Annotated in this window: 24 protein-coding genes; 11 read left to right on the plus strand and 13 right to left on the minus strand. The window is 62.6% G+C overall.

Annotated features, from left to right (window positions below):
- Window positions 1–67: 67 nt before the first annotated feature.
- A complete protein-coding gene (locus tag HNQ60_RS16150; protein ID WP_184333589.1) occupies window positions 68–2,242 on the minus strand; it encodes an LPS-assembly protein LptD in 2,175 nt (724 codons plus the stop codon).
- A 174-nt stretch (window positions 2,243–2,416) separates the two neighbouring features.
- Here HNQ60_RS16150 and HNQ60_RS16155 point away from each other — a divergent pair, with 174 nt between their 5' ends.
- Window positions 2,417–3,484: an aminoglycoside phosphotransferase family protein gene (locus tag HNQ60_RS16155; RefSeq protein ID WP_184333591.1), complete on the plus strand. Its 1,068-nt coding sequence runs from the start codon at window positions 2,417–2,419 to the stop codon at window positions 3,482–3,484.
- The gene (murU, locus tag HNQ60_RS16160; protein WP_184333594.1) at window positions 3,484–4,152 is read left to right on the plus strand and encodes an N-acetylmuramate alpha-1-phosphate uridylyltransferase MurU; all 669 of its coding nucleotides are present in this window, start codon (window positions 3,484–3,486) and stop codon (window positions 4,150–4,152) included. The genes HNQ60_RS16155 and murU overlap by 1 nt, the downstream gene beginning before the upstream one ends.
- 41 nt (window positions 4,153–4,193) lie before the next feature.
- On the opposite strand, the gene HNQ60_RS16165 is transcribed toward murU, so the two are convergent.
- Both HNQ60_RS16165 and HNQ60_RS16170 read right to left on the minus strand, forming a co-directional pair.
- On the minus strand, window positions 4,194–4,874 hold the full coding sequence (locus HNQ60_RS16165; protein WP_184333595.1) for a Fe2+-dependent dioxygenase: 681 nt from the start codon (window positions 4,872–4,874) through the stop codon (window positions 4,194–4,196).
- Between the two features lie 118 nt (window positions 4,875–4,992).
- The gene (locus HNQ60_RS16170) at window positions 4,993–7,308 is read right to left on the minus strand and encodes a TonB-dependent receptor (RefSeq protein WP_184333597.1); all 2,316 of its coding nucleotides are present in this window, start codon (window positions 7,306–7,308) and stop codon (window positions 4,993–4,995) included.
- Between the two features lie 188 nt (window positions 7,309–7,496).
- Here HNQ60_RS16170 and HNQ60_RS16175 point away from each other — a divergent pair, with 188 nt between their 5' ends.
- The 9 genes from HNQ60_RS16175 to HNQ60_RS16215 all read left to right on the plus strand — a co-directional run bounded on the left by HNQ60_RS16175 (window position 7,497) and on the right by HNQ60_RS16215 (window position 15,327).
- Entirely contained in the window at window positions 7,497–8,087 is a 591-nt protein-coding gene (locus HNQ60_RS16175; RefSeq protein ID WP_184333599.1) for an energy transducer TonB, read from the plus strand.
- 615 nt (window positions 8,088–8,702) lie between these two features.
- Window positions 8,703–9,236 (plus strand): energy transducer TonB, encoded by a 534-nt coding sequence (locus tag HNQ60_RS16180; RefSeq protein ID WP_184333602.1) that lies wholly within the window; start codon window positions 8,703–8,705, stop codon window positions 9,234–9,236.
- Window positions 9,237–9,310: 74 nt separating this feature from the next.
- Window positions 9,311–10,057 carry a MotA/TolQ/ExbB proton channel family protein gene (locus tag HNQ60_RS16185; protein ID WP_184333604.1) on the plus strand — a complete coding sequence of 249 codons (747 nt, stop codon included), beginning with the start codon at window positions 9,311–9,313 and terminating at the stop codon, window positions 10,055–10,057.
- Between the two features lie 37 nt (window positions 10,058–10,094).
- Entirely contained in the window at window positions 10,095–10,538 is a 444-nt protein-coding gene (locus HNQ60_RS16190; protein ID WP_184333606.1) for an ExbD/TolR family protein, read from the plus strand.
- Between the two features lie 37 nt (window positions 10,539–10,575).
- On the plus strand, window positions 10,576–11,001 hold the full coding sequence (locus HNQ60_RS16195; protein WP_184333608.1) for an ExbD/TolR family protein: 426 nt from the start codon (window positions 10,576–10,578) through the stop codon (window positions 10,999–11,001).
- 133 nt (window positions 11,002–11,134) lie between these two features.
- Window positions 11,135–12,388 (plus strand): tetratricopeptide repeat protein, encoded by a 1,254-nt coding sequence (locus HNQ60_RS16200; RefSeq protein ID WP_184333610.1) that lies wholly within the window; start codon window positions 11,135–11,137, stop codon window positions 12,386–12,388.
- Between the two features lie 160 nt (window positions 12,389–12,548).
- A complete protein-coding gene (lipA, locus tag HNQ60_RS16205) occupies window positions 12,549–13,586 on the plus strand; it encodes a lipoyl synthase (RefSeq protein WP_407676450.1) in 1,038 nt (345 codons plus the stop codon).
- Window positions 13,587–13,625: 39 nt separating this feature from the next.
- Window positions 13,626–14,300, plus strand: a complete 675-nt coding sequence (lipB, locus tag HNQ60_RS16210) for a lipoyl(octanoyl) transferase LipB (protein WP_184333612.1) — start codon at window positions 13,626–13,628, stop codon at window positions 14,298–14,300.
- 40 nt (window positions 14,301–14,340) lie between these two features.
- On the plus strand, window positions 14,341–15,327 hold the full coding sequence (locus HNQ60_RS16215) for an NADPH:quinone oxidoreductase family protein (protein ID WP_184333614.1): 987 nt from the start codon (window positions 14,341–14,343) through the stop codon (window positions 15,325–15,327).
- A gap of 14 nt (window positions 15,328–15,341) precedes the next feature.
- Here HNQ60_RS16215 and HNQ60_RS16220 read toward each other — a convergent pair whose 3' ends face one another.
- The 10 genes from HNQ60_RS16220 to HNQ60_RS16265 form a co-directional block, all read right to left on the minus strand.
- Window positions 15,342–15,611 (minus strand): YbeD family protein, encoded by a 270-nt coding sequence (locus HNQ60_RS16220; RefSeq protein WP_184333616.1) that lies wholly within the window; start codon window positions 15,609–15,611, stop codon window positions 15,342–15,344.
- Between the two features lie 21 nt (window positions 15,612–15,632).
- Window positions 15,633–16,499, minus strand: a complete 867-nt coding sequence (locus tag HNQ60_RS16225) for a D-amino acid aminotransferase (RefSeq protein WP_184333618.1) — start codon at window positions 16,497–16,499, stop codon at window positions 15,633–15,635.
- A gap of 6 nt (window positions 16,500–16,505) precedes the next feature.
- Window positions 16,506–17,735, minus strand: a complete 1,230-nt coding sequence (locus HNQ60_RS16230) for a D-alanyl-D-alanine carboxypeptidase family protein (RefSeq protein WP_184333620.1) — start codon at window positions 17,733–17,735, stop codon at window positions 16,506–16,508.
- A gap of 122 nt (window positions 17,736–17,857) precedes the next feature.
- Complete coding sequence (locus HNQ60_RS16235) at window positions 17,858–18,745, minus strand: septal ring lytic transglycosylase RlpA family protein (RefSeq protein WP_184333622.1); 888 nt, start codon at window positions 18,743–18,745, stop codon at window positions 17,858–17,860.
- Window positions 18,746–19,729: a lytic murein transglycosylase B gene (mltB, locus tag HNQ60_RS16240; RefSeq protein ID WP_184333624.1), complete on the minus strand. Its 984-nt coding sequence runs from the start codon at window positions 19,727–19,729 to the stop codon at window positions 18,746–18,748. It abuts the gene before it with no gap.
- Between the two features lie 38 nt (window positions 19,730–19,767).
- Window positions 19,768–20,901, minus strand: a complete 1,134-nt coding sequence (gene rodA, locus HNQ60_RS16245) for a rod shape-determining protein RodA (RefSeq protein WP_184333833.1) — start codon at window positions 20,899–20,901, stop codon at window positions 19,768–19,770.
- A 17-nt stretch (window positions 20,902–20,918) separates the two neighbouring features.
- Window positions 20,919–22,934 (minus strand): penicillin-binding protein 2, encoded by a 2,016-nt coding sequence (gene mrdA / locus HNQ60_RS16250; protein ID WP_184333626.1) that lies wholly within the window; start codon window positions 22,932–22,934, stop codon window positions 20,919–20,921.
- A 104-nt stretch (window positions 22,935–23,038) separates the two neighbouring features.
- On the minus strand, window positions 23,039–23,518 hold the full coding sequence (mreD, locus tag HNQ60_RS16255; protein ID WP_184333628.1) for a rod shape-determining protein MreD: 480 nt from the start codon (window positions 23,516–23,518) through the stop codon (window positions 23,039–23,041).
- Window positions 23,519–23,563: 45 nt separating this feature from the next.
- A complete protein-coding gene (mreC, locus tag HNQ60_RS16260; protein WP_184333630.1) occupies window positions 23,564–24,529 on the minus strand; it encodes a rod shape-determining protein MreC in 966 nt (321 codons plus the stop codon).
- 110 nt (window positions 24,530–24,639) lie between these two features.
- Window positions 24,640–25,683, minus strand: a complete 1,044-nt coding sequence (locus HNQ60_RS16265) for a rod shape-determining protein (RefSeq protein WP_184333632.1) — start codon at window positions 25,681–25,683, stop codon at window positions 24,640–24,642.
- Between the last annotated feature and the right edge of the window lie 118 nt (window positions 25,684–25,801).

Raw genomic sequence — 25,801 nt, forward strand, 5'->3', positions numbered from 1 at the left:
TTTCAGGCTGGACCTTCAGGGGAATCCGGGGGGATTTGCGCGGCAAATGGCGCAAACCGCGCAACTCTCAGTCCGAGATCCCAGGCTGGTCGAAGGAGTATCCCCGAATCGACCTTTCCAGGAAAGCATCCGCGCCCACTCCGACACTGGAGAGCCCGTTAAGTTCAAGCTGCAGCAGGAAGCTGGTGTCGACGTCGCCGTCGCGGTTGCTGACGTAGCGCCGGCCCACGAATCGCAGCCGCCAGCAGCAGGCGCGGTATTCGAGGCCGGCGAACTGGTCGAGCGTCTTCTCGTCTTCGAGCGAATAGACCACGCGTGCGTAGGCGCTCCAGCGTTCGCCTATCGGCCAGGCGACGGAGCCGTCCAGCTGTTCGATGTTGTCGCGGCGGAAGCGGTAGCCCGCGTTCACTACGCGATCGTGTTCAGGGCGGTACTGGAGATTCACGTCGCCCTTCTCGGACCGTGTGTCGCCCGGATCCCATTGAACGCCCATGCTCACGTTCCAGTTCTCGAACGCCGTCAGATCGAGTTCCGCGACGATGTCGGAAGATTCGGTGTCTTCCAGCGGCACGCCGGGGAGCGTCACTCGCGGCTCATCGAAGTAGTAAGCCTGACCAATCGTACCGGCGATGTACTGCTGTCCGGTCTCGGAGTCGAGAAGGCGCGATGTGAATCCGACGCTCACCTGATTCGCATTGCTCAGGCGGTCGGCGCCGACATAGCGGTTCGTGCGAAACAGCTGTACTGGATTCAGGTCCGGCTCGCCCGTGTCGAAGACGGGCAGCGCATCCTGGTTGCGATAGGGCACGTACAGATACAGGAGCCGTGGCTCGAAGGTCTGCAATCGTTGTCCGTTGCGGCCCCAGTTTTTTTCGAAGCCGATGCCGCTGTCGACGCTGAGCACGGGTGCCGATCGCGTCAGTGTGTTGTCGGAGCCCGGCGCTGTGTCGTCGAGGTCGTACGCGGTGTAGCGCCAGCTCGCGGCCGGCTCGATGTAGACACCCGCGCCTCGCAAAGGCATACGGATCTCGGGAGCGGCATCCATCCGCAGGCCGGTCACGCCGTCATCGCGCAGGAAGTTCGACACTTCGCCGTCGAAGCCGAAAGTGAGACCGTAAGGTTGATCCGCGAAGCGCGCATGTACTGCGAGTTGCGGCAGCAGCGTGTAAGGCCGGTCGAACTCGTCGATTGTCGTGTCCAGCGTCTGGAAGTTCTGTGCGCGCATCGACGCGAGCCAGTGATCGTCGAGGTACACGAGTTGCGCCGACCGGTTGAGGTAACTGACGCTCGTGCCTTCGGGACCGAGGCCGAAGTCTTCGAACCAGTTGTTGTCGCTGACGTCGGCGGCGTCGATGCCCATTCGCAGGCGGTCGGTGAAGTCCGACTGGTCCACGAAGTGCACGAGCAGCCGCGAATCGTTGAACTCCTGATCATCCGGCAGATAGTCGGCCGTGAGCACGCCGCGACCGACGGGCGACAGGTAGCGGAACTCCGTGTCGAGACGCGCGCCGCGCTTCGAGTACCAGGTCGGCAGGAAGGTCGCGTCGTATTCCGGCGCGATGTTCCAGTACCAGGGAACGCCGATCTCCGTGCCGCTGCGCGATGACGTGCCGAATGTGGGGAAGAGGAATCCCGACTTGCGCTGGTCGCTGACGGGGAACGAGATGAACGGCGTATAGAGAATCGGGACGCCCTTGAAGTCGAGTCGCACGTTGCGGCCGGTGCCGATGCCCGTGCTCTGGCTGATGTCGATGTCGGACGCCTTCAGGATCCAGTCGTCATTGCCGACGGGGCAGGTCGTATAACGGACGCCGTCCAGATTGAGCTCGCCTTCCTTCGTCGCGTGGATACGGTCCGCCGCGCCGCGCGCTGGTTGAGCGGGCAGCTCGAACTGCGCGCCTTCGAACGTCACTCCACCTGACGGTTCGAACTCGGCTCCCGTGCCCTCGACCTTCATGGAGGGGTCCGAATAGCTGACGCCGTTCTTCGTCGAGAACCTCTGCGACTCCGGATCGTAGACCGCGTCCCTCGTCATGATCTTGCGGTCGCCCTGGGTGATCGCCACTTCGCCCTTGAGATCCCACTGGCCGTCGCGCGTCGCCTCGAAGCTGTCCATCTCCAGCTGGATATCGCCGTTCGGGTCGGCGGCCGGGGCGCTCGTTGCCGCTCTGGCAGCCTCCAGTTCCTCGGGATCCGGGCAGTTTGCCTGCGCGTCGCCGATGCAGATCCCCGTCGCGAGCACCAATATCGGCGTCAGGCCGCGGTGCTGGCGGATTGTTGGGGTTGTTGTGAGCGGCCCTGTCATCGGCTGCGATTATAATTACGCGCAGTACGCGAGACCCGACTAATTTGCGCCGGCTTCGGCAATCGTTACGCTCGCGTCGTCCAAATCACCTTCGTTACCGAGCACAACCGAGTGTCACTTTCCACGACAGAAACATCAGCAGGCCATGCCGACGAACGACTCGAGCAGCTGCGGCAATGGGTGTCGGTGTTGTTCGGATCGACCGACTTCACGCTCGCCCCGGCGTCGGCGGATGCGAGCTTTCGTCGGTATTTCAGGGTCACGCGCAACGGCCAGACATGGATCGCGATGGATGCGCCGCCCGAGAAGGAGAACATCGAGCCTTACGTACGCATCGCGAACATGCTCGTCGCGGTCGGTGTGAACGCTCCCCACATCCTCGAAACGAATCTCGAGCAGGGATTCCTGCTGAATTCGGACCTGGGGAGCCGGACCTATCTGAACGAGATCGATGGGGGCGGCGATGCGGACCGCCTTTATCACGACGCCATGGATGCGCTGGTGCAGATCCAGGCAAACGGACAATCCCACGCCGCGCAGCTGCCGCCGTACGACGAAGCGCTGCTCCAGCGGGAAATGACATTGTTCCCGGAGTGGTTCTGCGGCCGTCACCTTGGCCTGACGTTGTCGGATGACGACATCGCCGGGTTGCGCGATACGTTCGACGCACTCGCGCGAGAGGCGCTCGCTCAACCCCGGGTGTTCGTGCATCGCGACTACCACTCGCGCAACCTGATGGTGGGTGGCGGCCGGTTCGGGCCCAATCCGGGCATCCTGGATTTTCAGGACGCGGTCCATGGGGCAGTTACCTACGACCTCGTTTCGCTGCTGCGCGACTGCTATGTCGCGTGGCCAATCGAGCGCGTTCACGGATGGGTGGCCAGGTTCCGCGAGGTGGCGAGGGCCGCTGGCGTCGACACGGGGCCGGATCAGAAAACATTCCTGCGCTGGTTCGACCTCATGGGCGTGCAACGTCATCTGAAAGCGATCGGGATCTTCGCGCGCCTCTGGCATCGCGATGGCAAACCCGGCTACCTCAAGGACATTCCGCGCACCCTGAACTACGTGCGGGTCGTGAGCGCCTGCTATCCCGAATTGCAGTACCTGAGAACACTCATCGACACACGCGTGATGCCGGCGCTCAACCAGGCGGCGGCGGCAGCGAAGCAGGGCAGTTGATGAAGGCGATGATCCTGGCGGCCGGTCGCGGTGAGCGCATGAAGCCGCTCACCGACGAGACTGCAAAGCCGCTCCTGTCCGTCGGCGGCAAGTCGCTCATTCAGTACCACCTGGAGAATCTCGCTGCGATCGGCATCCGCGAGATCGTGATCAATCTCGCCTGGAAGGGCGCACTGATCCGCGATGCGCTGGGGGATGGCGGACGATTCGGCGTTCGCATCACCTACAGCGATGAAGGCGATGCGGCGCTGGAAACGGGTGGCGGTGTCTTCAAGGCGCTGCCGCTGCTTGGGCCGGGTCCCTTCGTGGTCATCAGCGGCGACGTATGGACGGACTATCCGCTCGAACGATTGACCCGCGTACCGCAGGACCGCGATGTTGCGCATTTCGTCGTTGTTCCGAATCCGGATTTTCATACGCGCGGCGATTTCGCGCTGGCGGATGGCCGACTCGTGCGCGATGGGGAGAAATTTACGTACGGGAATCTCGGTGTATTCCGTCCCGAGTTCTTCGAGGCGTGCGCGCCGGGTCGCTTTGCCCTCGCGCCGATCATGTTCGACTGGATCGATCGGGGCCGGGTGAGCGGCGAGCTGTACGAGGGCCGCTGGCACAACGTTGGAACGCCGGCGCAACTCGCTGAGCTCGATGCCCAGCTACGGTCGGTCTAGCGTGGAAGTGGCCCGATAAGCCCCGAGCAATTATTGCGACTTCACACCTCGGCCCATCGCCGCAGCAGGTTGTGATAGACGCCGGTGAGCTGCACGGTGCTCGGATGGTCGGGAACGTCACGATTCAGGCGCTGGATGGCGAGATCGAGATCGAACAGCATGGCCCGCTCCGCATCACCGCGCACCATGCTCTGAATCCAGAAGAACGATGCTACGCGCGCGCCTCGGGTAATCGCCTGAACCTTGTGAAGGCTGCTCGCCGGGTACAGCACCATGTGACCTGCCGGTAGTTTGATCGACTGCGGACCGTAAGTGTCCTCGACGATCAGTTCGCCGCCGTCGTATTCCTCGGGCCCTGACAGAAACAACGTTGCCGACAGGTCCGTGCGAACCCGATGCGCTGTGCCGCGCACCATCCGAATCGCATTGTCGACGTGCAGTCCGAATGCGTGACCAGCCTGATACCGGTTGAAGAGAGGAGGGAAGATCTTCGAGGGCAGCGCCGCGGAGACGAACAGCGGACTGCGTTCGAGCGCGGCGACGACGTTTTCGGAAAGCTTGCGTGCAACCGGTGAGTCTTCCGGGAGCTGCTGGTTCTCCTTCACGCGCGCTGACTGGTGTCCCGCGGTGATCCGGCCATCGGCCCAGTCGGCGGCGTCGAGCAGACGGCGGGCTTCAGTGACTTGTTCGATCGACAGGACGTTCGGGATTGCGATGATCATGGGCGCGAATCAGACGAGGGCCGTGCACGGCGACGATGCCCAACGATAACACCGCCTCGCGTGATCGCTCATGCCTGTCGGGTCCGGGTGCGGTAGCACCCGGACCCTGGGGCGCAGCTCAGAAGCTGTAGTTGGCAGACAGCACGAACGACCTTGCTTCGCCCGGTGTGGCCCAGGCGATTTCCTGGGTGCGCACGCGGGTGAGGTATTCCTTGTCGAGGATGTTGTTCACGTTGAGCTGGAGGTCGAGCTTGCGCGTGACGCCGTAGCTCACCATCGCGCGGTGAACGACGTAGCTCGGCGCAGTGTTCAACGGACCGTTGAGGTTCGTCGCGCTGTGCTGGCTAACGTACACCTCATCCTGGTACGTGATGCCGTAGCCAACCTGGATGCGATACGGCAGGTCGTAGGCGGTCCAGAAATTGAATGCGTTCTCCGGGACGTTCATCAGCGGATCGCCACGCGTGTAATCCTGGCCAATCGAAGAGACATACTGCGAGGCACCCTGGATCACTTCGCTGTCCAGATAGGTGTAGTTCGCGATGGCAGCCCATTTGTCGGTGATCTTGCCGCTGATGCCGAGCAGAATGCCATCGACGCGCGCTTCCCCGTCGAGCTGCTGAATGCCGCTCGGGTTGTCGGGATTGCCAGGATCGTTGACGCGATAGTTCGTCCGCTCGTTGCGGAAGATCGACGCTGTCGCGAGCAGACGGCTGTCGAACAGCTCCCACTTCGCGCCCAGTTCGTAGATGACTCCTTCTTCGGGATCGAGGTTGCAGTTGGAGTTGGCGGTGCCGGTCGCGACGCAGTTGCCATTGACGCTGGCTTGCGACGGCGTTTCGGAGTTGCCGTAGGCGAGATAGATCGAGCCATTCTCTACAGGCTTGTAGACCAGCCCGGCGCGGTACGACACGAGCTTGTCCGTGTTCTCTGCCGGAGCGCCCGTTGTCACTGCGCCACCCGCTGCGGGCGTCGCATAGTTGAACAGCGTGCTCTTTGCCTCGTTGTTCTCGTAGCGCACGCCGCCGTTGAATTCCCACTGCTCGCTGAACTTCAGCGCGTCGAAGACATAGACGGCCTGGTTGTCCAGTTCGCCCTGGCGCCGCTGCGTGCGCACGTAGTTGACGGGACCGCCGTAGAGAGAATCGGGATTCGCGATGCTCATCAACGGCAGCACGGGATTCGGGGTTGTGCCGCCAGGGTTGCGCAGTACATTGCCGGAATCGAGGTCGTACGATTCGTGCGTGACTGCGAAACCGGCGACGAGCGTGTGCTCGATGCCGCCGGTGCTGAAGACTTTGGTGAAGTCGGTCTGGTTGACGATCAGTGTGTTTTTCGTGTCGCGCAGATTGCCGCGCGGGCCGGAAGGTTGATACATGCCCGCGGGGATGCCAGCTGCGCATGCCGTTCCCGCTGGCGCAGTGTTCGATTCCAGACAGAAAGTTCCCTGCGGCGGATCGACGATCAGGAACTGGTCGACTTCCTGCCAGCGCGTGAGATTGCGAACGGAGAACGTGTCGTCAAAACGGTGATCGAGGACCGCCGTGAAGCTGTCGACATCGATCTCCTGGGTGTCGACATTGTGATAGCCGTAGTAGTTGCTGTACGCGGCACCGGGCATCAATCGGCCGCGGTAGGTGGGCACGCCGTACTGCGGGATGTTCTCGTCTTCCTGATGCAGGTAGCTCAGGGAGAGCGATGTGTCGGTGCCCAGTCCGAAGGCGATCGAAGGCGCGACGCCCCAGCGCTCAGCCGTTTCGTAGTCGCGGCCGGGCACATCGCTCTGATGTGCCATGACGTTGACGCGCACAGCCGTAGTCTCGCCGATGGTCTGATTCACGTCGCCGACCACGCGTCCGTAGTCATCCGTGCCGGCGCTTACGCCGATCCTGTTGAAGGAAGCGAGCCGGGCTGCCTTGTTCACGAGATTGACCGTGCCCCCGATCGCGCCGGCACCCGAGTAGACGGAGTTCGAGCCGTTGATGACTTCGACCTGCTCGAGATTGAAAGTGTCGGATCGCGTGTACTGCGCGCTGTCGCGGATGCCATCGGTCGTGACGTCGTTGCTGCCTGCGAAGCCGCGCAGCGTGAGACTGTCACCGTAGCCGCCGCCACCTTCGCCCGCACCGAACGTGATACCGGGCACTGTGCTCAGCACATCACGCAGTGAAAGCAGTTGCTGGTCGTCGATGACCTGTCGCGTGACTACCTGGATGTTCTGAGGTGTGTCGAGGATCGGCTCCGCGTACTTCGGAGACGACATGAGATCGCGCTTATAGGAGGTGGCTTCTTCCTCTGCTTCGGCTTTCACCGAGATCTTCGGAAGCTGCTGGGCATCGCCTTCGGCTGCGTGGGCCTGCATTGCTGCTGCCTGAAGCGTTGCGAGAATGGCGGCCACGAGCGGCGTCGGCCGCGACACATTGCTGATGCGCATCGGAAAGAAAGCTCCCTGGAGTAGACGTTGACGGCCAGCCGCGTCTCGGTCTTCTTGCGGCCATGGCAATGCGACTATAAGTGAGAAGCGTTCTCATTTGCAACGCAACGAGGGAGGGTGCATCATTCGCGCGCCACACCCTTTAGTAGATGAGTGCCCGCGTGTTTACCCCCGACAGGTCCCGCCACATGGTTGTTGCTGCGACGATCCTGGTCGCTCACGCGGTGGCGGTTTTCGTGCTCCTGTCGATCGGGCCACGGATCCAGGCAGCGGTAGAGCATCCGCCCGTCGAAATCCGGTTCGTATCCGAGCCGCCGCCATCCAAGCGCTGGCAACCCCCCGAAGTGAAGACCGTGGCGCCGCAGATCGTTGCGCCAATGCCGGATGTACCGTTCATAGAAATCCCGGTTCTGCCTGCATCCGAGCGAGCAATCGCGGTACCGGTGCAAGCAGCACTTGTTGCGCCGACGCCGCCATCCGACTCCGCCCCACGTTTGATTTCAGTCATCGAGTACCTGCGCGAACCTTCGCTTCGTTACCCGCCGCAGTCGCGTCGGCTGCGAGAGCAGGGGCTCGTCGTACTGCGCGTACTGATCGACGAGAAGGGGGTGGCGTCGAGCATCGAGATCGAAACATCGAGCGGCTTCTCGCGGCTCGATCACGCGGCACGCGAAGCTGTGTCACGCGCGGCCTTCCGGCCTTATGTGGAAGGCGGCGCGCCCCGGCGTGCTTTTGTGCTTATTCCTATAGAGTTTTCGTTGAATCGAAGCGCTGCCTGAGCCGCTTGCCGATGCGCCGTTGCGAGATTTTTGCGCGGTGCGGTAAGAAGTCGCAGCGACGAGTCCCGCGCGGGGTGACGGCAGGCGTGGGAACCAAAAAGCGCGAATAGCCGTCTTACTGGATCAGTAACGCGAGACCGGCCTGTGACCAGGTTGCCGGTGGACAAGTCTTCGGCAAAATTTGTGACCGTCAAAATGCCAGTTTGTAATGCGCATGCAGTCGATGTTGTTGCCAAAGCAGTGCATCGATTTTGCCGCGCACATAATCATGGCTAGGAGTGCTTGCCTTCCAAGCCGAAACTTTATACCTTGCGCGGCGTTCTGCGGTCTGTGTGGACTGTAATGTCAATTCCAACGCTGGAATCCGCGACATTACGTCGACCCGTTCGAACCGGGGAACGGGGATGTATGCGCATGACGCATACGCGGGCGACACCAAGATCACGGTTACGCATTTAGTAGAAGCACGGGGCTGATTCAGACTCCGTATTTACACCCGAGCGGCACAGCATGGCCTACGCACCAGCATCGTCTTCTTTCTTTACGCGACGCGGAATTGTTTTTCTCGCCATCGTAGCCTTGCACGGGGCGTTCTTCTGGGCACTGGCAACCGGTATGTCGCACCGGGTTGTCGAAGCAGTGCTGGGTCCCATCGAGACCCGAATCATCGAAGAAGCACCGAAGCCCGAAGACAAACCACCGCCCCCGCCGCCGAAGATCGAAACTCCTCCTCCGTTCGTACCGCCGCCTGAAGTGGCGATTGAGATCCCGATGGATGCCGCGCCGACCACGGCGATCCGTCAGACCACTCAGCAGGCTCCGGTCGCTCAGCCGCCGCCGGCTCCGGTCGCCGCGCCGGTAGCACGCACCGCGCCGAAGTCCGACGCGCGTCGCCCGCTGACCCAGCCTGAATATCCGCCTTCGTCGCGCCGTGCTGGCGAGACGGGCACCGTGATCCTCGAGGTGTATGTGCTCGAGAACGGCCGCGCAGGTGACGTGCGAGTCAAGACGTCGAGCGGCTTCCCGAAGCTCGATGAAGCAGCAGTGCGTGAGGTCAAGCGGTCCTGGCGCCTGGTACCCGGAACCGAGAACGGCAAGCCCGTTCCGATGTGGGGGCAGTTCGCCGTCACGTTCAAGCTCACGGATTGACGCAGAAACTTAAGCACTCTAACTACGATCGATCATTCTTCAGATACAGGCTCCCAAGTAGAGGACATTGCTCCATGGCTCCCGAAACAGTTCAAGAGAATCCATTTGGTCTTGAGGCGTTCTACCGTCAGCTGGACACGGTCGGCACGGGCGTGTTGTACCTCCTGGTCATCATGTCGCTGGCATCGTGGTACGTCATCCTGACGAAGTTGTGGGACCAGCGCCGTCTGCGCAAAGACTACGTTGAAGTTCACAAAGGTTTCTGGACGGCCGGCAACCTCCGTGACGGCATCAACAAGCTGAGCAAGGACAACGCGTTCAAGATGGTTGCTGAAGACGGCGTCCGCGCTGCCCAGCACCACGAGGGTCGCCTGACGGACCAGATTCCGCTCCACGAGTGGATCACGGTCTCCCTCTACCGCTCGGTCGACAGCATCACGAGCCGCATGCAGAACGGCCTGTCGCTGCTCGCGACGGTCGGTTCAACCGCTCCGTTCGTCGGTCTGTTCGGCACGGTGTGGGGCATCTATAACGCGCTGATCTCGATCAGCTTGGCCGGCCAGGCCTCGCTCGACAAGATCGCCGGCCCGATCGGTGAAGCGCTGATCATGACCGCGCTCGGTCTGTTCGTCGCCGTGCCGGCGGTCATGGGCTACAACTGGCTCCTGCGTCGTAACAAGGACATCTCCGAGAAGCTCAAGTACTTCACGGCGGACCTGCACTCGTACCTCGTGAGCGGTGCTCGCGTGGAAGGCGCTGCTCCGACCGCTGCAGCTCGTCCGGCTGCTGGTGCTGCGGCCGGCGCCGCTGTCCGGAAGTAACAGTTCCGCGCACTCCTGCAACTTTCGGAGCTGAACGATGAGCAATGCATTTACCGCATTGAATACTTCCGATCAGGAAGACGAGCGGCCGATGAATGAAATCAACACGACGCCGCTCGTGGACGTCATGTTGGTGTTGCTCATCGTGTTCATGATCACGATTCCCGTGATCACGCACACTGTGCCGCTGGACCTGCCGCAAATCCGGAATCAGGCGACACAGACGAAGCCCGAGAACATCAACCTGTCCGTCAACAAGGACGGACAGGTGTTCTGGGGCACGACCGTGCTCTCCGGGAACCAGGAATTGCTGGATCGCCTCAAGGAAGTGGCCACGTTGCAGCCTCAGCCCGAAGTCCACATTCGCGCTGACCAGCAGACCAAGTATGAGTACGTCGGCCGTGTGATTCTCGACGCGCAGCGCGCCGGGATGCTCAAGGTCGGCTTCATCACCGAACCGGAGCCGGGCATCGCTCGCTGAGCTGCCCGATCCTCCAACCGACTTGAGGTAACGACTCATGGCAATGAGTGTAGGCAGCGCCGGTGAAGGCGAGCCGATGATGGAAATCAACACGACGCCGCTCATCGACGTCATGTTGGTGCTCCTGATCATGTTCATCATCACACTGCCCGTGATGACGCACGCGGTGAAGCTGGACATGCCCCGGCCGAACTCGAATCCGACTCCGCCCAACGAGATCATCGAGCCGATCCGTCTCGACATCGACTGGGACGGCGCGATCATCTGGAACGGAACGATGGTTCAGCTCGACACGCTGGAAGGCTACTTCCGCGTCGAGGCTGCGAAGAGCCCGCAGCCCGAGCTCCATGTCCGGCCGGATCGTCGTGCGAACTACGACACCGTCGCAAAGGTGTTGGCGCTCGCACAGCGAAATGGCATGCAGCGCATCGGTTTCGTAGGCAACGAACAATTCCTGGAATAAGTTGCCTGACTTTCCCGACGGGGTGAACTTCTTCACCCCGTTGTTCGTTTCAGGGCGTGTTCAGTATCGAAACGCGAGGATGGAATCGCGTTCGAAGCAAGACGCCGGATCCAAGACCTTTTTGGGAACCTCTATGACCCGAGTTAGAAGCATTGCAGTAGCACTGAGCGTCGCGATCGGCATGGCCTCGACTGCTGCCGTCCTCGCGCCGGCCACGGTTGTTGCGGCCGAACCAGCCAAGCCGAAGATGAGCAAAGCCGTGGCGGTACCGCTGCAGGCTGCCCAGAAGGCAATGGCTGCAAAGCAGTGGGACGCTGCAATGGCCGAGATCAAGAAGGCCCAGGCCGTGCCGACCCGGACGCCGGCCGAGGACTACCAGATCGACGAATTCCTCGGCTACATCCTCGTGCAACAGAAGAAGTACGCACAGGCTGCGCCGGTGTTCGAACGCATGCTGAATTCGGGACTCGTTCCCGCGGACCAGGTCGACGACCGCACGAAGGCCGTTGCCCAGATGTACTTCCAGGAGAAGGAATACAGGAAGTCCGCTGAGTGGGCCAAGAAGTGGCTCGCCACGCATCCGGGCCAGGAAGACATGTCCGTGCTGCTCGGCCAGGCGAACTACCTGCTCGAAGACTACAAGGGCGCTGCCAGCGTCATGTCCGGTGTCGTCACCAATGCCGAGAAGGCAGGCCAGACGCCGAAGGAAAACTACATCCAGATCGTGCTCAGCTCGCAGTTCAAGCTGGACAACAAGGACGGTGTGGCGGAAGCACTCAAGAAGATGGTCCGCTACTACCCGAAGCCGGAGTACTGGGACAATCTCACGGATATCTATCGTCGCAAGCAGAACAGCGACCGCGTGACGCTCGGCTTCTACCGCCTGATGAGCGACGTGGGCATTCTGAAAGACAAGGGCGACTACATGGAGATGTCGCAGCTCGCCATCGAGGCGGGCGTTCCGGGCGAAGCCGAGCAGACGATGCAGAAGGGCATCGACAACGGCACGCTGAAGAGCGACGACAAGACCGAACAGGGCCGCTATACGCGTCTCCTGGAAGCCGCCAAGAAGCAGGCTGCCGCAGACCGTGCCTCCCTGGCCCAGCAGGCCAAGGACGCCGAGAAGGCGACTCAGGGCCAGGCCAGCGTGGGTCTCGGCCAGGCTTATCTCAGCTACGGCATGTATGACGAAGCGATCGCCGCGCTCCAGGCGGGCCTGAAGAAGGGTGGTGTCACGGACGCCGATGAAGCCCAGATCAGCCTCGGCCTCGCCCAGATGAAGAAGGGCCAGAAGGACGCTGCCCGCCAGACGTTCAAGGCGGTCAAGGCAGACAGCAAGTGGGCCGACCTCGCCGGCCTGTGGTCGATCCGGACCTACCAGTCCTGATCTCCAGTCCGGGACGATCGATCGAGAAAAGCCCGGCAATCGCCGGGCTTTTCATTTGGGGCCGGGCTTTTCATTGGGAAGCGCACCCCCATCTCGCTAAAATGCGAGCCTTCCAGGTCCCGGTATTCCCGCTGCAGTGAACCAGTTCAAAGGCATTCCCATCGTCCCAGGCGCCGAACCGTCGGTTCGCCCCGACTCGCCGGCTGCCCGCAGCGGCGAGAAATATCGGACGCCGCAGGGTTTCTCAGCGATCAAGGACGGCATCAAGGCGTCGGCTGGCGCCGATCCCATGGTGCTCGGCCGGAAGCCGCAGTGGCTGCGCGCTCCGATGCCCGCGGGTTCGAAGTTCGACGGCGTACGGGCGCTCGTGAAGGAGCACCGACTCGCGACCGTCTGTGAGGAAGCCAAGTGTCCCAACATCGGCGAATGCTGGAATGCCGGCACCGCGACTTTGATGCTGATGGGAGCAGTGTGCACTCGTGCCTGCCGGTTCTGTTCCGTCGACACCGGTAATCCACGAGGCTGGCTCGATCATGACGAACCCGCCAACAGCGCGCGCACTGTGCAGCTCATGCGATTGAAGTACGTGGTGCTGACTTCCGTGAATCGCGACGATCTCGCCGATGGCGGTGCTGCGCACTTCGCAGCCTGCGTTCGTGAGATCAAGCAGCTCAATCCGTCGACCGCGGTCGAGGCACTCACGCCCGATTTTCAGGGCAATCTCGCCGACGTCGAAACCGTCGTCGGCAGCGGTCTCGAAGTTTTCGCGCAGAATGTCGAGACGGTGCGTCGACTGACGCATCCAGTGCGCGATCCGCGCGCGAGCTACGAACAGACACTGACCGTTCTGGCACACGCCAAGAAATTCCGTGCGGACGTGCTCACGAAGACGAGCCTCATGCTCGGCCTCGGAGAAACCGACGAGGAAATCGCCACCGCGATGGACGACATGCGAGCGGCAGGGGTCGACATCCTGACGCTCGGTCAGTATCTGCGGCCGACTCCGAATCACCTGCCGATCGAGCGCTGGGTGACGCCCGAGGAATTCAACACCTATCGCGAATGGGCGCTTGCGAAGGGATTCCTCGAATGCGTTTCCGGGCCACTAGTGCGTTCGAGCTATCGCGCGGAGCGCGCCCTCGAGCGCAACAACGCCGGGCTGAGCGGCGGCCGGCGGAGTCCAGACGCAGCGCCGTGATCGCCTGCAGTGTGGGCCGGCCCCCTCTCTGACACTGGCATGACCATCGCAGCATCAAAGATCGACGCTTCTTCCGCCGCAGCCGGTGGGCCGGCGTTGCGTTGGCTCGGGCGCGTCGACTACGAACCCACCTGGGACGGGATGCGCGCGTTCACTGATTCGCGCACCGCCGAAGATCGAGATCAGATCTGGTTTCTCGAACATCCCGCCGTTTTCACGCTGGGCATGAATGGCAAGCGCGAACACGTGCTGGCACCCGCGGATATTCCCGTCGTGCAGATCGATCGCGGCGGGCAGGTGACGTACCACGGACCGGGACAGCTCGTGGTCTATCCACTGATCGACGTGCGACGACTAGGTATCGGTGTTCGCCAACTCGTCGTCGCGCTAGAGAATGCCGTCATCGCCCTCGCTGCAGAACAGGCCGTCGTCGCCGCCGGACGTCGCGACGCGCCCGGTGTCTATGTCAACGAACGAAAACTTGCCAGCATCGGCCTGCGCATCCGGCGCGGCTGCAGCTATCATGGCCTCGCGCTGAACGTGAGCATGGATCTTGAGCCGTTCGGACGCATCAATCCCTGTGGTTATGCGGGTCTGCAAGTGACGGATCTGAAATCACTGGGAACGGATCTGAGCGTGGAAGCTGCCGCACATCGGCTCGCGCCGCACCTCCTGCGGTCGCTGTCGTTGCCCGATCAACCCGTGTGGTCGTAGCTGCGTTCGGGATTACTCCTCGCTGACGTACGGGATTTCTATGCGCGCTGTCGTTCTTCGTAGTTACGGTCCTCCATCGCAGCTCGGTGTCGAGGACGTCCCGGCGCCGCAATTGAAGCCGGGGCACGTGAAGCTCCGCGTGCATGCCGTCGGTTTCGGTTTTCCGGATGCGCTGACGGTGGCTGGCAAATACCAGGTGAAGCCCGAAGTTCCTTTCACGCCCGGCAGCGAAGTGGCCGGTGTAGTGACTGAAGTCGCTTCGGATGTGCTGCACATTGAGCCCGGCGCGCGCGTGCTTGCGATGACGGGGCAGGGCGGACTGGCGGAGGAATGCATCGCTCCCGCGGACAAACTGATCCTGTTGCCCGACTCGATGAGCATGGCAGCGGCAGCGGGTTTCCTCGTGAACTACGGCACGACGTATCACGCGCTCGTACAGCGCGCGAATCTGCAGGCCGGTGAAACGTTGCTCGTGCTTGGCGCTGCAGGCGGCGTGGGCCTCACTGCGATCGAGATCGGCAAAGCACTCGGCGCGAGGGTTCTTGCGGCAGCCAGCACTGACGAAAAGCTCGCGCTGGCAAAGCAGCACGGCGCCGACGACGTCTTCAACTACACGAAGGACACGATCAAGGCGAAGGTCATGGAATTCACGGCGGAGCGCGGCATCGACGTCGCTTACGATCCCGTCGGCGGCGACTTCGCCGAGCAGTGCGTGCGCAGCATGGCCTGGAACGGTCGCTATCTCGTCATTGGCTTCGCGGCAGGCAAGATTCCGGCGATTCCGCTGAATCTCGCGCTTCTAAAGGGATGCTCGCTCGTCGGTGTCTTCTGGGGTACGCACACTCGTCGCGAACCCGAAGTGCATGCGGCCAATCTCAAGGCGCTGTTCAAGCTCTTCGAGGAAGGCAAGATCAAGCCCCATGTGACCGAGATGGACGGGCTCGATCGCTTCACGGAGGCGCTGGAAGTGCTGAACGGACGCAAGGCCACCGGCAAGGTGGTCATTCGCGTGGCTCGCGAGAGCTGAACCGTCCCCGAGGATCAGAGCGCTACGAGCACACGCTCACACGACGTGAGCTCGCGATAGATCGCATCCAGCTGCGCCTTGCTCTGCGCGTGAATCGTGCAGGTGACGCTGAGGTACTTGCCGTTCTCGCTCGGGCGCTCGACGATCCGATCCGGCGTGATCGGCCCCACGTGCTTCTGCACGATCCCCACGACGAGACTGCGAAAGTCGTCGGTGCGGACGCCCATCACCTTCAGCGGAAAGTCGCAGGGAAACTCGAAGAGGGTGTCTTTCGGATCTGACATGGCGGATCTGACAATGGTCCTCTAGAGCGCCGGAGTGCCTTCGAGGCGCTTGCGCAAGTCTGCGAACGCTGCTTCGAGCTTCTGCCAATACGGGCCCGGCTTCCCGGTGCCGACCGGTTTGCTATCGATGCGCGTGATGGGCACGACATCGCGTGTCGCCGCCGAGATCCATACTTCGTCGGCCGCTTGCAGTTCGGCAAGACGGATCGAGCGCACTTCGACCGGCATCACGCCTGTGGCCAGTTCGAGTCCAACGTCGCGTGTCGTCCCAGGAAGGATGCGGTTGCTGTTCGCAGGCGTGGCGACGACGCCATTCCTGATCACGAAGATGCTGGTGGACGAACCTTCGAGCACATCGTCGCCGCGAATGAAGATTGCCTCATGCGCGCCCGCATCGGCGGCCTGCTGCTTCGCGAGCACGTTTGCGAGCAGGGCGGTCGACTTGATGTCGCAGCGGCCCCAGCGGAAGTCCTCGACGGTAATCGCGGTCAGTCCGGTTGCACGCAGTTCCGGCGTCAGTGTCGGGAGCTGGGACGCCAGTGCGAAAACGCTCGGCTTCGCGCCGGCCGGAAACGTGTGATTGCGACCGAACTCCATCCCGCGCGTCACCTGCACGTAGACGTACATCGTTCCGCCGCCGTTGCGACGAATCAGCTCCTCCAGCAGCGCCAGCCACTCTTCGTGCGTATGCGGTGACTCGATGCGGATCTCTCTCAAGCTCCTCGCGAGGCGGTCGAAGTGTTCGCGGAACCGGAACATGCGGCCATCGAAGACGGGCAGCACTTCATAGACGCTGTCCGCGAACAGGAAGCCGCGATCGAGCGGAGAGATGCGCGCCTCCGCAAGCGGCTGGAACTCTCCGTTCAGATAGCAGATGGCGTAGGGCATTGCGGTCTAGTTCAGCCAGAGTTTGACGTCGTCGATCATCCGGCTGAAGAAGCCGGCTTCGGGCGTCTCGGCAAGTGGATACAGAGCGTAGGTGCCGACCGGTTGACCGGCGCGCAGCACGCGAAGTTTTCCGGCGGCACGCGATGGTGACAGCGGCGCGAGCAGCGGATCAGCCACATCGGCAGCAGCGGAAAGCGTGTTCTCCTGACCGCGCGGGAAGGTGACGTAGATGTCCTCGTTCACTCCGAGGCTGGCTTCTTCTGCTTCGCCTTTCCAAACGCGTACCGGAACGATGGCCTCACCCGCGGCGAACAGGCGTCGAGTTTCGAAGAAACGGAAGCCGTAGTTGAGGAGCGCCGAGCTCGCGTCTTCGCGAGCTCGGATGCTCGGCGAGCCCATGACGACCGACACGATCCGCATGCGCTCGCGCTTTGCCGAGGACACGAGGCAATAGCCGGCCGATTCGGTGTGGCCGGTCTTCAGTCCGTCGACCGTCGGATCACGATCGAGCAGTCCATTGCGATTGGGCTGCGTGATCTTGTTCCAGGTGAACTCGCGCTGCGAGTACCACTTGTAGTACTCGGGGTACTGACGGATGAGCGCGGCGGACAGCGTGCCCATGTCGCGCGCGGTCGAGTAATGATTCGGGTCGGGCATGCCGGCGGCATTCGTGAAGTGAGTGGTCGCCATTCCCAGTTGCTGCGCGTACTGGTTCATCAGATCGACGAACACCGGCTCGCTGCCCGCGACGTGCTCGGCGAGCGCGACAGTCGCATCGTTGCCGGACTGCACGATCATGCCCTGGATCAGGTTCTCCACGCTGACCTGCGTTCCGACGTCGACGAACATCCGCGAGCCGTCCTGAGCGCGCGCATGGCGGCTGATCGTAACCATGTCGGTGAGATTGATCCGGCCATCCTTCAGCGCGTGGAAAACGGCGTACGCCGTCATCAGCTTCGTCAGGCTGGCGGGCTCGAGACGTTCGTCTTCCTTCATCGCTGCCAGCACCTGGCCGCTCACGTAATCCATCAGGAAGTAGCCTCTGGCCTGCACTTGCGGCGGCGCCGGAATCGGCGGCGGCTCGGTAGCACCGGCCTGAGGGGCGACCACATTGGGAATCGACGCAGGAATGCTGGTCGTCTGCGACGGTGTCGCGGAGTCTGAGCACGCAGTCAGGAGCGAGGCCAGGGAGATGGACAGGAGGGCGAGCAGGGTGCGTGGCAGGAGTCCGGGCATTTTCGATATCACCATTGCGAGGGGCGCCTTAGCGACGGCGGGCGAATTTTAACCACCAGCGTGCGCCGAATGTAGACAAATGATGGCCGCGCGATGGCGTCGCAGCGGCAAAAAAAGGCGTGTCAGTCGAGGGCCAGCCGGGCGTCCTGAACTCCGAGCGCCTTCAGTCTGGAGACCACCCGATCGAACTCGGGCACGGAGGGAATCGGTCCGACACGAACACGATACATCGGCTTGCCGTTGACGGTGTCCTCGCGCACGAAGCCCTTCTGGACGCCTCGCGCCTTGAGGTCGGCAAGCAGTTTCTCGGCATTGGCCTGTGAGCTGAATGCTCCCGCCTGAACGAAGAGTGCCGACGGCGGCGGCGCTTCTGATTCGGTATCGCCGGGAATCAGCGCCCGCACCTCCACGAACGCAGTGCCCGCCTTCAGGATGCCGAGCTTGGAGGCTGCCGTGTAGGACAGATCGATGATGCGTCCGTCCTTGAAGGGGCCACGATCGTTCACGCGCAGCGTCACCGTGCGGCCGTTGCTGAGGTTGGTGACCTGAACGTAGGAGGGCAGCGGCAAAGTCTTGTGGGCCGCCGACATCGCATACATGTCGTAGGGTTCGCCGTTCGACGTGCGCGCTTCGTGAAATCCCGGTCCGTACCAGGATGCGACTCCGCGTTCGAGATACCCCTCCGCGGTGTTCAGCACGAAGTATCGTTTGCCGAGAACATCGTAGAAGGGAGGATTGCCCTTCGCTGACCGGGGCTCGGCCCGGGGAACGACATCGGGAATGCCTGAAATATCAGGTGGCGGCGGCAGCGTGGGATGCGGCGTTGGCATCGGCAGTTTCGGCGGCTGCGGCGCCGGCATCGGTCCCGGTTGTGGCCGGGGACCTGGCGATGTACAGCCGGCGACGATGAATGCAGCAAGAGTCAGGAGCGCCGGAAGTGCGCGGAGCACTGATCCTGAATCTGCCTGCGGGCGATCCTGCCACTGCTTGTTGGCGGGTCGCGTGAGCATTTACGGCGACGTCTCCGTGGCGGCGACTGCCTGGCCCAGATCGTAGACTGCCATCGAGTACATCGAGCTGCGGTTGTATCGCGTGATCGTGTAGAAGTTGCTGAAGCCCACGCGATATTCAGGGCCTTCCTTGCCGGCCGCGACGATGAGCATTGCCGGAGCATCGGCGGGCGCGGTGGTTTCGAACTTCACGCCCTTGTCGCGCAACGACTGCACGGTCTCATTGAGCTCAATCTTGCCCATGTTGAAGCGGGACATATCGCCGTCGGTGAGCGTTGCCGGCACGACGACCGGTCCGCCTGCCTGCCATCCGAAGGCACGCAGGTAGGCAGCCACGCTGCCGATCACGTCGTCCCAGTTGGACCACAGATCGCGCCGGCCATCGCCATCGGCATCGACGGAGTATTTGCGATAGCTGCTCGCGATGAATTGCGGCGAGCCCATCGCGCCGGCGTAGGAGCCGAGTGCGGTAAGCGGATCGACTGCTTCCTCGCGTGTCAGAAGCAGGAACTGTCGCAGCTCATCGCGAAAGAACTCGGCCCGCGGCGGATAGTGGAAGGCGAGTGTCGTCAGTGCATCGATGACACGAAATTTCCCCGTGATGCGCCCGTAGAACGTCTCCACACCGAGAATGCCGACGACGGCGTTGGCGAGATCCGCATCGCCGATCGCAACCAGCCGATCCTTGTGCGCATTCCTGAAATCGACGCCTTCGCGGATACGGCGCTCCGTCGTGAACTGCTGTCGATACTCGTGCCACGGGACCACGCGCTCGGCCGGGCGGCTGATCGCATCGAGGATGCTTTGCTTGACCTCTGCCTTGGCGAGCAGCTTGCGCAGCTGATCGGGATCGAATTCGTAGTCGCGATGCATCTCGTCGATGAATTCGCGCAGGTCGTCGGAGACGGCGTCGTTCGCTGAGACGGGCACGCTCAGTGAAAAAAGAAACAGTGCGGCGATGGCGATGGGCAGTAGTTGAATCACGTCGTTCGGACAGTGTTGAGGGCCAAAAGGTTCAGGTCTCAACGACCCACGAGTTTCCGCTTCGCGCAGAGCGACATGAGAATACCGAAACCGGCCATGAGGGTCACCATCGAGGTACCGCCGTAGCTGATCAGCGGCAGCGGGACGCCGACGACGGGCAGCAGGCCAGTGACCATGCCTGTGTTCACGAACACGTACACAGCGAATGTGAGCGCGAGGCTTCCCGAGGCGAGCCTGGAGAAAGTGTCCTGCGAAGATGCGGCGAGATACAGCGCTCGACCGATGACGAACACATACAGCCCCATCACGGTCGCAAGACCGATGAGTCCCCATTCTTCGCCGATCACCGCGAAGATGAAGTCGGTCGAGCGTTCCGGGAGAAATTCGAGCTGCGCCTGGCTGCCGTTCAGATAGCCCTTGCCGAAGACGCCGCCCGACCCGATCGCGATCTGCGATTGAATGATGTGATAGCCCGAGCCCAGCGGATCGGCCTGCGGATCGAGGAACGTCAGCACGCGCTGCCTCTGATAATCGTGCAGCAGGAACTGCCACGCGACATAGGCAGTCGGAATCAGCAGCGCGATCACACCAGCGATCAGCTTGCCGGAGAGCCCGGCCAGCAGGATCACCATCGCGCCCGCGGCCGCTACCAGCAACGCTGTTCCGAGATCAGGCTGCTCCGCGATGATGATCGTGGGAACCAGGATCGCGGCGCCCACGATGGCCACGGAGGTGAAGCTCGGCGGCAGAGGGCGGTCGTTCAGATACCACGCGCACGCGAGCGGGACTGCGATCTTCAGGATCTCGGACGGCTGGAACCGGATGAATCCGAGATCGAGCCAGCGTTGCGCGCCCATCGCGATATCGCCGGTCAGCATCACGACCAGCAGCAGAATGATGCCGAGGCCATAGACCCATGGAGTCGCACCCCGAATCAGTCGCGGCGGGATCTGAGCGAGCATCACCATCGCGATGACGGCGAGCGCGAAACGGACGAGCTGCGCCTCCAGCATGAAGAGGCTGCGACCCGACGCGCTGAAGCCGACGATGATCCCGATCGACGCGACGAGACACAGGCCAATGAACAGTGGGCCGTCGAGATGCAGCGCGAGCAACAGGCGCGCCGATCCGCTGAGCGTGCGCTGTGTTCGTGAGCTGTCGAGAGAACCCATGTCCATGATGAAGCCTGTCAGTGCGTATGGACGTCAGTCGGGGTCGGGGTGGGGGCCGCGGTCGCCGGCCGATTGGCGGCACGTTGAGCCGCTGCGGCTGCCGCGGCGTTTCTCTTCGCTTCCGCTTCTTGCCACTGTTCCGGTGTCATTACATACGAGTCGATGATTCGCCGAGCGATCGGGCCGGCGAAGGCGCCACCGCCCTGTGGTGCGTTTTCCACGACGACGGCGACTGCGATTTTCGGTATCGCTGCATCAGCGGGCGCGAACGCGATGAACAAAGCGTGATCGCGGAGGTGCTCCTGGAGCTCGGCCGATTTGCGGACGCGTTCGTTCGATGCGGCCTTGAAAACCTGGGCCGTCCCGCTCTTGCCTGCGATCAAGTAGGGCAGGTTGACGCTGAGTGCGCGTGCAGTGCCGTACGGTGCGTTGGTCACGTCGATCATGCCTTTGACTGCTACATCCCAGGCGCGGGGATCTTTCGCTTTGACGGACGGCAGCGGCTTCGGGGGCAGCTCGCGAACCTGGCCCGTCGTGACGTCGCGCACTGCTCTGACCAGCCTGGGTTCGAAGCGCGCGCCGCGCGCCGCAAGCGTTGCCGCGAAATGAGCGATCTGCAGCGGTGTCGCCGACATGTAGCCCTGCCCGATGCCGACGCTGATCGTGTCGCCCGGATACCAGACCTTCATCTCAGGATTTCTGAAGGCGTTCCGTTTCCAGTTCGTCGACGGAAGGATGCCGGTCTTCTCGCCGGGAATGTCGATGCCGGTATTCGCGCCCATCCCGAACTGCGCGAGGAAGTCGTGGATGCGATCTATGCCGAGCAGGTTGGCCATGTCATAGAAGTACACGTCGCATGAAGTGGCGATCGCCTTCTCCATGTTCACGGTGCCGTGACCACCCTTGTCGAAGTTCCAGTCGCGCCAGGGTCTGCTGACGCGCGGCAAACGGAAGAGGCCGCGGCAGTACTCCGTATGCTCGGGCGTTACGACGCCGTACTCGAGTGCTGCCATCGCCATCATCGGCTTGACGGTCGAGCCGGGCGGATAAACGCCGCGCAGCGCACGGTCGTACATCGGCCGATCCGGATCGTCGGTGAGCGCGACGTACTGGGCTCGCGTCAATCCGCGGGCGAACAGGTTCGGGTCGAACGCGGGCGTGCTGACGAAGGCGATCACATCGCCGTTGGCCGGATCGATGGCGACTGCCGACGCTCGCTGCCCGCGCAACGCTTCTTCCGCGATCTGCTGCACGTGCTCGTCGATGGTGAGGAACAGGTCGTTGCCGGCGACGGGTTCACGGCGAACCAGGTCGACAGGGGCCCGGCCGATGCGTTCGACGCTGCGGCCCTGTGCATTCACCAGGAGCTGTTGCAGCCCCGCGGCGCCATGCAGTTCCTTTTCATACTGCTTCTCGACACCGGACTTGCCGGTCAGTGTCGTGCCCGCGTAGTCGTCCATGTTCAGCGTCTTCTTGTCGTCTTCGCTGATCGCGCCGACATAGCCGATCGCGTGGACGCTGCTGACACCGAGCGGGTAGTAGCGTGTCAGTCGCGGCTTGATGTCGACGCCCGGGAAGTCGTAGCGCCGTGCCGCGAATTTCGCAAGCTCGATCTCGTTGAGCTGCAGCTTGACCGGCACCGCATCGAAAATACGGCGGCCGCGGATGTCCTTCTTGATTGCCGGGATGTCGTCCGCTTCCAGCAGTCCGATCTCGGCAAGCCGGGCGAGCGTGGAATCGAGGTCGGGCACCTGCTCGCGACGCAACTCGAGCTGATATGACGGCGCGTTGGTCGCCAGCGGCAGTCCGTTGCGATCGAGGATGAGCCCGCGATTCGGCGGAATCGGTTCGATCTTGATCCGGTTGCCCTGCGACAGGTCGACGAAGTAGTCGTATTTGACCACCTGCAGCCAGACCAGACGCGCAAGCACCCCGATGATCGCGAGCGTGATCAGGACCGCAGCGACGAGGGCGCGCTGGTCAAACAGCCGCTGCTCGGCGTGGTGATCTTTGATGCGGACGGAGCGGGACATGACTGGCTACTGGCGACTGGCCACTGGCGGCTGGCCAGACGCGAGGTGCCTGGCGCTCCTGCTGTTCTGGCCAGTCGCCAGCCGCCAATGGCCAGTCGCCATCTTCATCTGCGGGCCCTGTTCCACGTATCGAGCGTCGCCACGACGACGGGCCACAGCAGCGTGCTCGTGAGCACCGGCAGCCAGCGCAGCCAGGTGGTGACGGCCGGGCCGATGATGCCATCGATCCAGAACACGACGAATTCGTAGATGACGAGCAGCACCAGCACCCACATCGTCTGCTGGTAGATCGGAAAGATGCGCAGGCGGAGCTGGAACTTGTGGGTCAGGTACGCCACGAGCAGGTAAGCCGCCGCGTGCTGGCCGAAGACCGGTCCCTTGATCACGTCGATCGCAAAGCCGCAGAGCCAGGCGAACATGAGGCCGGCGATACGCGGCGAGCTCAACGACCAGTAGATCACGAACAGCAGCAACAGATGCGGCCGCGCCGCATTCATGAAGTCGGGCAATTCGATGATCGCGAAGATCAGCGCGAAGATGACCGAAATGGCGATGCGCAGTCCGCTCGAGCGTCCATCAGCCATGGCAGTGCTCCGCGATATCCTGACCAGCGGTAAGAGTGCGCAGCATCATTGGCGGGGTTGAGCCGGTGGAGGCGCCGGCGTTCCCTGTGCGGTCGGTGCTGTCGGGGCCGGGGTCCCTGGTGTCGTCGTAGGGATGGCTTCCGGGATGACTTCCACGGGCTGTTCCGCCCGCTGGTCGACCCACAGCAGCAGCACCTCGCGCGAGCGATCCAGCTGGGCAAGCGGACGCGCTTCGACCACGGCGAATGTCTCCGCCGGATCGCGCTCCACTTTCGTGATGATTCCGACCGGATAGCCGGCCGGGAAGATGCCGTCGAGACCCGACGATACGAGCAGGTCGTCCGGCTTCACATCCGACTCGATGGTGAGGAAGGGCAGGCTGAGCCGATGGATGTCGCCCGTGCCCATCGCGATCGACCGGATGCCGTTGCGATTCACCTGAATCGGTACCGAGTGCTCGTTGTCGCTGATCAGGATGATCTCGGCGCCCTTGCGATCGACGCTCGTCACCTGGCCGACGATGCCGAAGGCATCGAGCACCGGCTGGTTCTTGAAGACGCCATCGTCACTGCCCTTGTTGATGCGCACGCGATGCCGGTAAGGATCGACGTCGATGCGCACGATCTCCGCGATCAGCGTGCGCTCGCCGATGCCTTGCGACGCGTTGCGGATGGCACGCAGACGGCGGTTCTCTTCGGTCAGGGCATCGAAGCGCAGCAGCTTCACCCGGGCGGTACGCAGCTCTTCCGAGAGCTGTGTGTTCTCGGTCCGCAGGCGATCGCGGTCCGAGAACGTGCCCGTGATCCAGTCCCAGAGCTGGAAGGGCGACTGCACGACGGCATAGAGAGGGCTCACCGCCGTTTGCAGCCAGGAGCGCGTGGCTTCGAGGTAGCCGCCGCGATGATCGAGGACCATGAGCGTGATGGACGCTACGGCCAGAACGAAGAAGCGGGCTCCGAGCGGCGGCCCCCGGCCGATGATCGGACGACTGTCGGAGCTTAGGGTGACCACGGACGGAGTGCTGGCGACTGGCTACTGGCCGCTGGCCAGAAAAAGAGGAAGCAAGGCGGCGGCGGATGAGTGCCTTGCTGGCTGAATCACGCGAAGGTTGCTGTCCGCGATCATTCCAGGTTGAACAGCGCCGGACCGTGCTCGTCGATCAGTTCGAGCATGCGGCCGCCGCCGCGGGCGACACAGGTAAGAGGATCTTCCGACACCACGACAGGCAGGCCCGTTTCTTCCATGAGGAGCTTGTCGATGTCTCGCAGCAACGCACCGCCGCCCGTGAGCACGATGCCGCGCTCCGCGACGTCGGCGCCGAGTTCCGGCGGCGTCTGTTCGAGTGCGACTTTGACCGCACCCACGATACCGGCGAGCGGTTCCTGCAGCGCTTCGAGAATCTCGTTCGAGTTCAGCGTGAAGCTGCGCGGCACACCTTCCGAGAGGTTGCGGCCCTTGACCGAGATCTCGTTGACCTGCTGGCCGGGGTAGGCCGAGCCGATCTCGATCTTCACGCGTTCGGCCGTCGCTTCGCCGATGAGGATGCCGTAGTTGCGACGGACGTAATTGATGATGGCGTCGTCGAAGCGGTCACCGCCGATGCGCACCGACGATGCGTACACGATGCCGTTCAACGAAATGACCGCGACTTCCGAGGTGCCGCCGCCGATGTCGAGAACCATCGAACCGCGGGCTTCATGGACGGGCAGGCCCGCGCCGACGGCTGCGGCCATCGGTTCTTCGATCAGGCGAACCCAGCGGGCGCCGGCGCCTTCGGCGGATTCCTGGATCGCCCGGCGTTCGACCTGCGTCGAGCCATAGGGCACGCAGATGAGGACGCGCGGACTCGGTCGCATGAGCCGGTTGCCGTGCACCTTCTCGATGAAGTACTGGAGCATCTTTTCCGTCACCGTGAAGTCGGCGATGACGCCGTCCTTCATCGGACGGATGGCCGTGATGTGGCCCGGGGTGCGGCCCAGCATGTTCTTCGCTTCCTGGCCGACCGCTTCGATCTTCTTGCCCGCGCGGCCTGGTTCTTCGCGGATCGCAACCACCGACGGTTCGTTCAGCACGATGCCGCGACCACGGACGTAGATCAGCGTATTCGCAGTACCGAGATCGATCGACAGGTCGTTCGAGAAATAGCCGCGAAGATTCTTGAACATGGTTGTTGTGGATCGAACGACGGGGGGCAAAAAAAGTTGCGGTACTCTAACAACGGGTAGGACTTTGCACAAGGCGAGGTGTATGATTGCGCGCGCTTTTTTCCGGGATTTTTCCCTG

It is taken from the genome of Povalibacter uvarum (genome assembly GCF_014202975.1).
In the GTDB taxonomy this organism is placed as follows: domain Bacteria; phylum Pseudomonadota; class Gammaproteobacteria; order Steroidobacterales; family Steroidobacteraceae; genus Steroidobacter; species Steroidobacter uvarum.